General features: G+C 49.1%; 11 protein-coding genes and 1 other RNA gene. 3 read left to right on the forward strand and 9 right to left on the reverse strand.

The features are described 5' to 3' along the window. Positions 1-117 precede the first annotated feature (117 nt). From recR to RM811_RS07695, 7 genes are all read right to left on the reverse strand, one after another. Positions 118-717: a recombination mediator RecR gene (gene recR / locus RM811_RS07665; protein ID WP_402522546.1), complete on the reverse strand. Its 600-nt coding sequence runs from the start codon at positions 715-717 to the stop codon at positions 118-120. An 88-nt stretch (positions 718-805) separates the two neighbouring features. Then, positions 806-1,132, reverse strand: a complete 327-nt coding sequence (locus RM811_RS07670) for a YbaB/EbfC family nucleoid-associated protein (protein ID WP_402522548.1) — start codon at positions 1,130-1,132, stop codon at positions 806-808. 72 nt (positions 1,133-1,204) lie between these two features. Beyond that, entirely contained in the window at positions 1,205-3,565 is a 2,361-nt protein-coding gene (gene dnaX / locus RM811_RS07675) for a DNA polymerase III subunit gamma/tau (protein WP_402522550.1), read from the reverse strand. 232 nt (positions 3,566-3,797) lie between these two features. Further along, an RNA gene (gene ffs, locus RM811_RS07680) (signal recognition particle sRNA small type) lies at positions 3,798-3,894 on the reverse strand. Between the two features lie 237 nt (positions 3,895-4,131). Next, a complete protein-coding gene (locus RM811_RS07685) occupies positions 4,132-4,692 on the reverse strand; it encodes a TMEM165/GDT1 family protein (RefSeq protein ID WP_402522552.1) in 561 nt (186 codons plus the stop codon). Between the two features lie 31 nt (positions 4,693-4,723). Next, positions 4,724-5,893, reverse strand: a complete 1,170-nt coding sequence (gene pncB, locus RM811_RS07690) for a nicotinate phosphoribosyltransferase (protein WP_402522555.1) — start codon at positions 5,891-5,893, stop codon at positions 4,724-4,726. A gap of 11 nt (positions 5,894-5,904) precedes the next feature. Next, entirely contained in the window at positions 5,905-6,564 is a 660-nt protein-coding gene (locus RM811_RS07695) for an isochorismatase family protein (protein WP_402522558.1), read from the reverse strand. A 94-nt stretch (positions 6,565-6,658) separates the two neighbouring features. Between RM811_RS07695 and RM811_RS07700 the strand changes: the two genes are divergently transcribed. After that, on the forward strand, positions 6,659-7,333 hold the full coding sequence (locus RM811_RS07700; RefSeq protein WP_402522561.1) for an NrtR DNA-binding winged helix domain-containing protein: 675 nt from the start codon (positions 6,659-6,661) through the stop codon (positions 7,331-7,333). A gap of 62 nt (positions 7,334-7,395) precedes the next feature. Here RM811_RS07700 and cysS read toward each other — a convergent pair whose 3' ends face one another. Then, complete coding sequence (cysS, locus tag RM811_RS07705) at positions 7,396-8,775, reverse strand: cysteine--tRNA ligase (protein WP_402522570.1); 1,380 nt, start codon at positions 8,773-8,775, stop codon at positions 7,396-7,398. 91 nt (positions 8,776-8,866) lie between these two features. Beyond that, positions 8,867-10,540 (reverse strand): glutamine--tRNA ligase/YqeY domain fusion protein, encoded by a 1,674-nt coding sequence (locus RM811_RS07710; protein WP_402522564.1) that lies wholly within the window; start codon positions 10,538-10,540, stop codon positions 8,867-8,869. A gap of 332 nt (positions 10,541-10,872) precedes the next feature. Between RM811_RS07710 and RM811_RS07715 the strand changes: the two genes are divergently transcribed. Then, positions 10,873-11,382: a peptidylprolyl isomerase gene (locus RM811_RS07715; protein ID WP_402522566.1), complete on the forward strand. Its 510-nt coding sequence runs from the start codon at positions 10,873-10,875 to the stop codon at positions 11,380-11,382. Next, a partial coding sequence (locus tag RM811_RS07720) for a UDP-2,3-diacylglucosamine diphosphatase (protein ID WP_402522568.1) occupies positions 11,383-11,988 on the forward strand: 606 nt, incomplete at its 3' end.

Raw genomic sequence — 11,988 nt, forward strand, 5'->3', positions numbered from 1 at the left:
TTACGACAACTGTCTTTTTCCTGGTTATTGGATAAATAAAAAAGGCTTCACCCGGTACAACGGGTGAAGCCTTTTTAATGCCAATAATTAAGCACTCTCCAGCAGAAACTGAAAAAGCTAGATTTCAACCTTCGTGCGACCAGCCAGGGCGTGAGCCAGTGTGCCACCATCAACAAACTCAAGCTCACCACCGAGGGGAACACCATGAGCAATGCGCGTGGTCATTACTCCAAGAGATTTAAGCTCTTCGGCAATATAGTGTGCAGTAGCCTCACCCTCGACCGTTGGGTTAGTGGCCAGAATCACCTCTTCAACCTGATTTTCAGTAACCGCTTTCAGCATCTGCTCAATGCCAATATCTTCAGGACCAATGCCATCAATAGGCGACAAATGCCCCATCAGTACAAAGTAGCGCCCCGAAAATCCACCCGCCTGTTCAAAAGCCATAACATCCGATGGATTCTCCACCACACATAACAGCTGCTCATTTCTGGCAGGGTTAGCGCAGATCTGACAAACACTTTCTTCCGTTAATGTCCGGCAGTGACGGCAGCGCCCTACCCCTTCCGCCGCCTGTTTAAGAGCCGCTGACAAGCGCAGAGCCCCGTCCCGATCCCTTTCCAGAAGGTGTAATGCCATTCTTTGAGCAGAGCGCGGCCCAACACCCGGCAGGTAGCGCAATGACTCCATCAATTCCCTGATCATGGGGCTGAACATAATTTAGACCTGAAGCAAAAACGGAAATCTTTCCCGATATCAATCCGTTACAAGCAATCTTTAAAGAAAGATCTCGGAAATCAGAAGATTAAAATGGCAGTTTCATACCCGCAGGAAGGCCAAGCCCTGAAGTAAGCTTACCCATTTTATCCTTACTACTGACTTCAATCTTGCGTACAGCATCATTGACAGCCGCCGCCAAAAGATCTTCCAGCATTTCCTTGTCTTCTTTAAAAAGACTTGGATCAATATCGACCTTCCGCACATCATGGCGACCGGTCATAACCACCTTAACCAGTCCGGCACCTGATTCACCGGTCACTTCTGCATTGGCCAGCTCTTCCTGGAGCTTCTGCATATCATCCTGCATTTTCTGGGCCTGCTTCATCAAATTGCCCATGCTATCTTTAAACATATTGACCTCTGCACAAAAACAACAAAGTGACAGCCATTACCGATGATTCGCCAACAGTGTCGCTATAGCCTTTTACTTAATAATATTACCCACCGGCTGGATGGAATCATCCAATACCATGGCAGAAAATGTCTCTACCAGGGTCTGAACCCGGGTATCTGAATATATACTCTCTTTTGCCTGTCGGAGTCGCTCAGCAATTTTACGTTCCCGCCAGGCAGCAGGAGTTTCATTAACAATACCACCAGTGTCAATTAAGAGTTTAACGGACTGCTCAAAATAATCACCCAGGGCTTTCTCTATACGTTGACGATGGGTGTCGTTGTATAAAGTACTGCGCCCCTCATCAAGGCGCAGCCTGACAAGATCCTGATCCCGGGTAATAAACTCACAATGGGAGCCTATGGTTCCGGTCACTCCCCCAAGGGGCAAACCACGGTATACCTGAATCCAGCTAACCTCATCCAGCTGTTCAATACCGGACCGATCCTTTTTTGCTGGTAATTTAACCACTGACCGGACAGGCGAGCCCAAAGCAACAGCCCTGGTTTCTGCAACAATATCCGTAACAACAGGCGAGTTCATATGGGCGTCAGCGGCAGGTGGTATATAACTGCCTTCCTGCGCTCCGGACTCACCATGATACGGCGTGTCAGAAGACCAGTGTGACTGCATATCATTGAGTGATGGGCCAGCCTGATTCTGATCAAAAACGGGCTCATCAATGGCTGGCTGATCATAAACAGAGAGCGGCACCTCTTCCAGAACCGGCGCAATATCGGTCTTTTTGGCAGGCTCGGATATGGGATCAACTATTGATTCAGCAACTTTCTCAACCACTGTTTCAACCACTGTTTCAACCACAGCAGTCGCTTGCTCCTCAATAATCAAGGGAGGCTCAAATGAATCATTATGGCTTAAAGTTTGAGTAGAACCCCCCTCAGGTCGTGATGTTTCCTGAACGGCAACTGAAATATCAGGGCTCTGAACGACAGGCTCAGGCTCCGGATCAGAAGAACTGTCTTCTGCAGTGGAGCCTTCAGCAGATGAAGAGCCATCAGCAGATGAAGAGCCATCAGCAGATGAAGAGCCATCAGCAGATGAAGAGCCTTCAGCAGATGAAGAGCCTTCAGCAGATGAAGAGCCATCAGCAGATGAAGAGCCTTCAGCAGATGAAGAGCCATCAGCAGATGAAGAGCCTTCAGCAGATGAAGAGCCATCAGCAGATGAAGAGCCATCAGCAGATGAAGAGCCTTCAGCTGGTCTGGAGGAGCTACCTGTAGATGCGTTATTTTCAATAACCACTGAACCCCTGCCAATATTGAGGGGTTTTGCAGCGACCGATGCACCATCCGGTCTGAATGCCAGCATACGCAGCAACGCCATTTCAAAGCCGCCCCGGGAATCTGGCGCCAATGGCAAATCTTTCTTTCCTACCAGACCGATCTGGTAGTAGAGCTGGACATCTTCCGCCGTCATTGAGGCAGCCAGATCAACAATCTGATCACGATCCCCCTGGCTATTATCAACGGCATCAGGAACCGCCTGAGCGATGGCAATCCGGTGCAACAAAGAAAGCATATCATCCAGCACCGCCAGATAATCCGGCGAGTGCTCTGCCAGTGATGAGACAGAATTCAGAATATGTGCAGCATTGGCCGTCGATAGCGCCACAACCATCTTCATGACCTGCCCCTGGTCAATGGTACCGAGCATTGCCCCAACCTCGGCCTCACTCACCCGACCATTGCCAAAGGCAATCGCCTGATCCGCCAGACTCAGGGCATCCCGCATACTGCCATCAGCAGCACGGGCCAATTGCCAGAGGGCAGCAACATCATTAGGGATATGCTCCTGCCCGAGGACATTTTCCAGATGGCCAACGATTCGCTCCGGCGTCATATTCTTCAGGCTGAATTGCAGGCAGCGCGAAAGAATGGTCACCGGCAGTTTCTGGGGATCGGTGGTTGCCAGCAGGAATTTCACATGGGGAGGCGGCTCTTCCAGTGTTTTCAGCAAGGCATTAAAACTGTGAGCAGAGAGCATGTGTACCTCGTCAATCAGGTACACCTTATAACGACCGCGGGTTGGCGCATACTGCACATTATCCAGTAGCTCCCGGGTATCCTCCACCCTGGTTCTGGAGGCTGCATCCACTTCAATCAGGTCAATAAACCGGCCTTCATCAATTTCTTTACAGGCCGGGCATTGACCACAGGGAATAGAGCTGACTCCCTGTTCGCAATTCAGGCATTTGGCAAAAATACGGGCGATGGTGGTCTTACCCACTCCCCGGGTACCGGTAAACAGGTAGGCATGATGAAGACGGTCCTGATCCAGTGCGTTGACCAGCGCCTGAAGAACATGAGACTGCCCTACCAACTCTTTAAAAGAACGGGGTCGCCATTTGCGTGCAAGAACCTGATAGCTCATTGAGTAGCATCAACACCTGAAGTCAGAAATAAAACAGCCTTGAGCGGCGCTCTATGGAGAGAGCCCTGCTCACCCCAAGCCATGAAAATAGCGACAAAACACCAATCAGCGGCATTTTCACAGTAAAGAGCATCTATGCTAACCAAGAAGTCTTGAGATTGCACGATCGGGAAGAGTCTGGATTTGAATTGGGAGAAAAAGCACCGGAGAACCCGGAAATTATGGAGGCGAACCCTACCAGCCACACCCCGGCACATAATGTCACTACTACCGTTGCTCCCTTCCGGGCCTGGCGGGGTTCGTAGTTGATTATTGCGGGGGGACCAGCAGGGTCCACCATCGAGATCAGGGCGTTGCGTCCTGATGCAGCGCATTCTCCATAAAACATGACCATACGTCAACTGCCAGCTTACTTCAGGCCATCATTTAATTCAGAAACTGAAGCCTCACCCCTCTTTTCCCCTCCGTGATGCAGGTTGGGTCGAGCGAATGCGAGTCTCAACAAGCTATCTGCAATCATCGGTGAAATTGTTGGGCCTCAGTTCGACCCAACCTTGTAAAACGCATTACTGGCTGCTCAATAACGCCACAGCACCTAACAGGACAAACAACACGGCTGCGCCGCGACGGATCCAGTGCAGGGGTAATCTTTCCGCCAGCTTCTCGCCAAAAAAGACCACAGGGACATTCGCCAGCAACATTCCCAGCGTAGTACCCATAACCACCATCACTGTTGCAGAATATTCAGCAGCCAGCAGTACGGTTGCCACCTGAGTCTTGTCGCCAATTTCCGCCACAAAAAACAGCACCAGCGTGGTCAGGAAAACGCCATAGCCCTTCTCTCCCTCATCACTGTCATCCAGTTTATCCGGTATCAGCGTCCAGACAGCAACCGCAAAAAACGAGATGGCGATCAGGTACTGAAGAATATCGGGAGAAATCCAGCTAACCACCCAGCTTCCGAACCATGCGGCAATCGCATGGTTAAGGAGTGTTGCCACCAGAATGGCCAGAGAGATCAACCAGGGAGCGCGGAACCGTATCGCCAGCATAAGAGAAAGCAGCTGCGTCTTATCACCAATCTCGGCAAGAAAAACGACAAATGTAGAAAGAGAAAAGGCTTCCATACGCAAAAATCAAACCTCGGGAAATCTACAGTTATACGGCACTGGTATTGTAACCAAAGGTTTCTTTAAGCAGTTCAATATAAGCGTGATCACGGCACAGGGTTTTACCTGGACTATCAGAAAGCTTGGCAACAGGCGCTCCATTTAGCTCCGTTAACTTCAGGACAATATTGGGCGCCTTGAAGCCCATATCATTGGTCAGATAGGTTCCAATACCAAAACTGATATTAATCTTATCCGCAAACCAGGTATTTATTGCCAGCGCTTTATCAAAATTAAGCTTATCACTGAAAACCAGACTTTTAGTGCTCGGGTCAATACCGAGCTTGCGGTAATGAGCAAGCGCCAATTCTCCCCAGACAAAAGGGTCACCGGAATCATGACGCATCCCCTGGTAAGCATTGGCCAGTTCAAGATCAAAATCCTTAAGAAAAGCCTCCATACTGATCGTATCAGTCAAAGCAATACCCAACTGACCACCATACTCATCCAGCCATACCTTTAAGGCATCTTTCTGGCTGGTTCGCAGGCTTTTGCCCAGAACCTGATGAGACTGCAGCCATTCATGGGCCATGGTTCCCACCGGATTCAACCCAAGGGTTCTGGCCAGGTTCAGGTTACTGGTTCCCACAAAGTTATCAGGCAACCTGTGCTTCAGGTTTTCCACTACATGATAGTGCCAGTCTCTGGAAAACCGCCTCCGGGTTCCAAAATCCACCAGCTTGAAGGTATTACCTGCCGGTAGCAGTTCAAGCTTCTCATCCAGAAACTGCTGACCCTGCCCAATAACATCCCCCTGAAAGCTGTGACTGTGAAGCTCACTGATAATAGCCAGCAGGAAAATCTCAAAATGGGTAATTTCACTCCAGAGTCCTTCAATCACCAGCGACAGCTGCCCATTATTTTGCTCAATGGAGACAGCATTAGGGTCGAGGCGGAAATGCTCAAGATACTCAATAAAATCATCGGCGATAAATGGCAGAGTGGACAGCCATTCGAGTTCTTCTGAGCCAAGACGCAGATCCCCAAGGAATTCACATTGTCTTTTCAGCTGCTTTTTCGATATAGCCAGCGAGCTTCCATCCCGACAATAAAACTCCATTCGGGCCCAGGCATCCGGATAGCGATGCATCATGGACTGCTGCATGGTGTACTTATAGAGATCGGTATCGAGAAGCGTCGGTATAATCGGGTTATCCATACGCCTATCCTTCAGCAAACGCTGTCATCAATGAAAAGTTCGTCAGTACCGTTAACCACAATAACTCCGGTTGATGCCAGTTCAGCAATAGCCTCAGTTACCGAGTTCTCTGCTAACCCACGACTGGCAGCACGGTTGACATACACCTGAAAGCCAGCACGCTGCAGCTGCAGAGCCGTGGTTTTCACACAGTAATCAAGAGCCAGCCCACCAACCAGAATGGTATAAATTTCCTGATTCTTCAAAAACTCAATAACGCCGGTACTCAGTTTTTCTTCAAGATCATGAAAACAGGCGCCATAGGGGTGAATATCAGTCTCAACGCCCTTCCAGACAAAGAAGTCATAATCAGTAACGTCCGGCAGGTCATCCAACAGTTCAAAACCCTCTGTCCCGGGCACAGCGTGGCGATTCCAATGAAGGTCCACGTTCTTATGCCCGTAAACCGGTGATAACTGGGGGTTCTCTTGGGTAGCCACCCATACCGCATTGGCGGGATGAGCATCCTTGGATCCAATACGAACCCGAGCCAGGTCAGCCTGCCGATTCAGCTCCCGGGAAATCTTATGCCCATCTGGCACCGGCAGCTCATCAGGGCAAAGCGGGGTGAAACACTTCTGAGCATCGACATCAAAAGCCGCTACGGTCTTCCTCGACCCTATGGAGTACATTATTTTCACCGTGACAAAAGGAACGACATTCACTAACATAGTGAATTATGTTCACTAACCTGTCAACCAAGGCCTGTTTATCAAGGAATTATCAATGAGCTTGAGCACGACACTTATTTCTGTCGATTTGGTCGCGTTTAAACTCGCCAGTAATAACAGGCTACAGGTACTCACCCACCAGTTACCTGAAAATCCATTACCTCAGCTGCCTGCCGGAAGAATTGAAGCAGAGCAGGATCAAAGCCTGGAAGATACCGCAAAACGGCAACTGGAAAGATTTACCCGGGAGCCCGCCACTTACTATGAGCAGGTCATTACCATTGGTGACAACCATCGGGACTCAAGAGGCTGGTCATTAACCGTCATATACTATGCCCTGTTACGCCCTTGCGATGAGCAGTTGCTATCCGACGATGCACGGTGGATCGATATTATTGACGGCCAGCCTGCAGAACTATTGGCCTACGACCATAGCCAACTGGTAATGGAGGCTCTGGAAAGATTAAGAAATAAAATACAATACAGCGCACTGCCCATTTATCTTCTTTCGGAGGCATTCACCCTTTCGGATATTCAGGCGGTATTTTCAGTCATTCTGGGTAAAGCGCCGCCCATGAGATCAATCCGAAACCGATTTCTCAGCAACGAAACGCTTATGGAAACAGGGGATAAACGCTATGGCAGCAACCGGCCTGCAGCACTGTACCGGATAAACCTGGCATCAGAAAACATTCTATTTGATCGGCTTTATTTGAGCACACAGGGGTGAATAAGAGGGGAAAAACCGGGCAAGAGCGGCAAATATAAACCTGCCGCCCTGATAGGGAAAAACTAACGTTCAATCCGCCAGGTAGTCCCTTCCCTGCCATCCTGCAGAATAACCCCCTGAGCAGCCAGCTCATCACGGATACGGTCTGCTTCAGCAAAGTCTCGGTTCTTCTTTGCATCCTTACGCTTTTGAATCATCGCTTCAATCCAGGCGTCATCAACATCAGAACCGGACTTCAAAAATGCTTCCGGATCACGCTGCAGAATACCGAGAATACCACCCAGTTTTACCAGCAATGCAGCCAGTGGCAGTGCAACAGCTTCATTCTGACTTCGAACCGTATTGAGATGACGCACCAGTTCAAACAATACCGCCAGTGCTTCTGCCGTATTAAAGTCGTCATCCATTACTTTGAAGAAACGCTGCTCAAACTCATTATTCTCTGGTAGAACTACACCAGACAGATCAAGCCCCTTCAACGCTGTATACAGACGTTCAAGACGAACACCCGCTTCTTTCAGGCTATCTTCCGAATAATTAATCGGACTACGATAATGGCTGGAGATCATAAAGTAGCGAACCACTTCTTCATCGTACTTATCCAGCACTTCCCGGATGGTAAAGAAGTTCCCGAGACTCTTTGACATCTTCACATTATCAATACGAATGGCACCAGAGTGCATCCAGGTATTAACAAATTTGACATCATTACACGCTTCGCTCTGGGCGATTTCATTTTCATGATGCGGGAATTGAAGGTCAGAACCCCCACCATGAATGTCAAAGGTCTCACCCAGACAGCATTTGCCCATGACGGAACACTCAATATGCCAGCCAGGGCGCCCCTCACCCCATGGGGAAGGCCAGCTTGGCTCACCGGGCTTTGCTGCTTTCCACAGAACAAAATCCAGCGGATCTTCTTTTTGCTCTTCGACTTCAATCCGGGCACCCGCTTGCAGCTCTTCAAGCACCTTGCCGGACAGCTTGCCATACTCTGCAAACTTACGAACCCGGTAATAAACATCCCCGTTACCCGGCGCATAAGCAAAGCCTTTTTCAATCAGCTGCTCAATCATCTCAACCATACCGGGCACAAATTCGGTAGCCTTTGGCTCAAGATCCGGCGGCAGGTTACCCAGACGCTGAAAATCTTCCTGCATGGCAGCGATCATACGGCCGGTCAGGGCCATAAAACCCTCTCCGTTTTCTGCAGCCCGGCGGATAATCTTGTCATCTACATCGGTAATATTGCGAACGTAAGTGAGGTCATAGCCCCGGGCGCGCAGATAACGGGCCACCACATCAAAAGCTGTTACTGTCCGGGCATGACCAATATGACAGTAGTCGTAGACTGTCATACCACAGACATACATACGCACATGGTTTCCATCCAGCGGGGTAAACGGCTCTTTTTTACGGCTCAGGCTGTTATAAATCTGCAGCACTTTATCTCTATCCTTTTTTACAATGCTTTTTCAGCAGGGCTTTCTATGCAGGGCAAACGATGGCAATGCAATGCCATCAGATTGCCAGTCAGGCTTTATTAGCCCAGGTATCCTTCAGACCAATAGTCAGGTTAAACACCGGATTTTCCGGCGAATGGTCACAACGATCTGCCACAAAGTAACCTTCCCGCTCAAACTGGAAACGCTGCTCAGGCTCAGCACTCACCAGTGATGGTTCAACCCACGCCTGTGTCGTCTTGAACGACTCCGGATTGATATGACTTAAAAAATCTTCCTCACCACGGTCTGGTGCCGGATGATTGAACAGACGATCATAAATTCTCAGCTCAGCCTTTTGACCGTGGGAAGCAGAGACCCAGTGAATCACACCACGGGGACGGATACCTTCCGGTGGATCTTCACCCACAGTGCCAGGAACATAGGAAGCACGTACCTCAACAATATTCCCACTCTCATTCCTGATCACTTCATCGGCCCTGATCACATAGGTGTTTCTCAGGCGGACGTATTCTCCGATCACCAGGCGCTTAAACTTTTTACGGGACAGCGTGGTGTCTTCAGTAAAGTCTTCCTGATCGATGTAGATCTCACGGGTAAACGGCAGTGTTCTCTGCCCCAGTTCAGGACGATTCGGATGGGCTGGCGCTACCATTTCCTGAACTTCACCTTCCGGAAGATTCTGGATAACGAGTTTTAGCGGAGAGAGAACCGCCATTGCTCTGGCTGCATTGGTGTTCAAATCATCCCGAATGGCATGTTCCAGCATGGAAACATCCGCTGTTCCGTCAGAACGGCTGACGCCCACCATTTCCGAAAACCGGCGAATGGAACCAGGGGTATAACCCCGTCGGCGCATACCTGAGATAGTTGGCATCCGGGGATCATCCCAACTATTAACCACGCCTTCATCCACCAGCTGTTTCAACTTGCGCTTGGAGGTAACGGTATAGTTCAGATTGGTACGGGCAAACTCATACTGCCGGGGTTTGGCGGGCACTGGCAGATTATCCAGGAACCACTCATACAGCGGGCGATGATCCTGAAACTCAAGAGTACAGATTGAGTGGGTAATATGCTCAATGGCATCTTCCTGACCATGAGCAAAGTCATAGCTGGGATAAATGCACCACTTGTCACCGGTCTGGTGGTGAGGCACTTTACGGATCCGATAAAGCACAGGATCCCGCAGATTCATATTGGGACTCTGTAAATCAATTTTGGCTCGCAGGGTTGCCTTACCCTCTTCATAGTCACCGGCACGCATTTTTTCAAATTCGACCAGATTTTCTTCCACACTCTTATTGCGGTCAGGACTCTCAACGCCAGGCTTATTAAAGTCACCCCGATTGGCCCGCATGGATTCGGCATCCTGATGATCAACATAGGCTTTGCCTGCACGAATCAGGTGCAGGGCCCAATCATAGAACTGCTCAAAATAGCTGGATGCATAACAAACCTCGCCAGACCACTGGAAACCCAGCCAGCGAATATCTTCCTGAATAGCATCCACGTAGACCTGCTCTTCTTTCTCCGGATTGGTATCATCAAAACGAAGATTACACTCACCCTGATACTTTTCAGCCAGACCAAAGTTCAGACAGATAGAGGTAGCGTGACCAACATGGAGAAACCCATTGGGCTCCGGTGGAAAGCGGGTATGAATACGAGATACCCGGCCTTCAGCCAAGTCTTTTTCAATAATCTGTTCCAGAAAATTTCTGGCTTTTTCGGTAGCAGTCATTGTCACTGATGCTTCTGTGAAGGGTTACTGGCGGCAGTTCAATAGTCAGCTTGAATACACCGGCGCCATAATCGGCTGAGACTAACATATCTGCAAATTATGGAAAATAACTCATTATCCGGCTGGCAGGATTTACTGGCCATATCGGTACTATTCACCCATTGTCTATCATGATTAGCTCAATTATGGTTTGAATACACGTATTCAGACCGTCATTTACTGAATACGTTTTACACCTGTACGATAAACACCTAAAATCCTTGATTTTCCTGCCCCGTGCCAACTGAACCGGGCTTTACTGAACGCTTTTTTTAACGAGAATGGTGCCCCCCATGGTTGTATTACACACCAACTTAGGTGATATCGAGCTGGAACTGGATGCAGAGAAGGCTCCAAAAACCGTCGCTAATTTCCTTGAATACATTAAAAGTGGTCATTTCGATGGCACCATTTTCCATCGCGTCATTGATGGCTTTATGATTCAATGCGGTGGCTTTGAGCCAGGCATGGTTCAGAAATCCACAAAGATGCCCATTGAAAACGAAGCTGACAACGGCCTGAAGAACGTAACCGGGTCCATTGCCATGGCCAGAACCATGGATCCACATTCTGCTTCCGCCCAGTTCTTTATTAATCTTAAAGACAATAGCTTCCTTAACCACAGCGCCAAAACTAACGATGGCTGGGGCTACTGTGTATTCGGGAAAGTGTCCGAAGGCATGGACATCGTTAACAAAATCAAGGCGGCCAAAACTACCTCCCGCTCTGGCCATCAGGACGTTCCGGTTGATGACATTATCATTGAGTCTGTTGAAGTACTTGAGCCAGCGGAAACTGCCTGAATGAAGGCTCTGTTTATTTCAGACCTCCATCTAACCCCTGATTGCCCGGCCGTTGCCCGGGCTTTCTGCCATTATCTGACTGAACGAGCCCCACAGGCGGATGCACTCTATATTCTGGGTGACTTCTTTGAGTACTGGGTTGGGGATGATGCCATGGATGATTTCCAGCACGACATCGCCAGACGTCTGAAAGAATATACCGATTCCGGCAAAGTGATTTACCTGATGCCCGGCAACCGGGATTTTGCTATTGGTCGATCCTTCCTCAAGAAAACCGGTGCCAAATGGCTGAAAGACCCAACACTTATTACTATTAACAACCAGAAGATTTTATTGATGCACGGTGACTCCCTGTGCACCCATGACGAGCAGTACCAGCGTTATCGGAGGATTATTCGTAACCCTCTGGTGATGGCTATCTTACGAATGACTCCACTCTCCTACCGCAAAAACCTGGGCCATAAAATCCGACAGAACAGCAAATCAGCCAAAGTTGGTAAAACACTGGAAATTATGGATGTTACTCCATCAGCTGTTATTAAAATGATGGACAAATTTCAGGTAAACACCCTGATTCATGGCCACACCCATCGGCCAGATATTCAT

Source organism: Endozoicomonas sp. (assembly GCF_031844845.1).
In the GTDB taxonomy this organism is placed as follows: Bacteria; Pseudomonadota; Gammaproteobacteria; order Pseudomonadales; family Endozoicomonadaceae; genus Endozoicomonas.

Excerpts from the sequence above, each read along its gene's own strand:
- recR (WP_402522546.1), bottom strand. The coding sequence starts at position 717 with ATGTTCAGCCCCATGATCAGGGAATTGATGGAGTCATTGCGCTACCTG.
- RM811_RS07670 (WP_402522548.1), bottom strand. The coding sequence starts at position 1,132 with ATGTTTAAAGATAGCATGGGCAATTTGATGAAGCAGGCCCAGAAAATG.
- dnaX (WP_402522550.1), bottom strand. The coding sequence starts at position 3,565 with ATGAGCTATCAGGTTCTTGCACGCAAATGGCGACCCCGTTCTTTTAAA.
- RM811_RS07685 (WP_402522552.1), bottom strand. The coding sequence starts at position 4,692 with ATGGAAGCCTTTTCTCTTTCTACATTTGTCGTTTTTCTTGCCGAGATT.
- pncB (WP_402522555.1), bottom strand. The coding sequence starts at position 5,893 with ATGGATAACCCGATTATACCGACGCTTCTCGATACCGATCTCTATAAG.
- RM811_RS07695 (WP_402522558.1), bottom strand. The coding sequence starts at position 6,564 with ATGTACTCCATAGGGTCGAGGAAGACCGTAGCGGCTTTTGATGTCGAT.
- RM811_RS07700 (WP_402522561.1), top strand. The coding sequence starts at position 6,659 with ATGAGCTTGAGCACGACACTTATTTCTGTCGATTTGGTCGCGTTTAAA.
- RM811_RS07710 (WP_402522564.1), bottom strand. The coding sequence starts at position 10,540 with ATGACTGCTACCGAAAAAGCCAGAAATTTTCTGGAACAGATTATTGAA.
- RM811_RS07715 (WP_402522566.1), top strand. The coding sequence starts at position 10,873 with ATGGTTGTATTACACACCAACTTAGGTGATATCGAGCTGGAACTGGAT.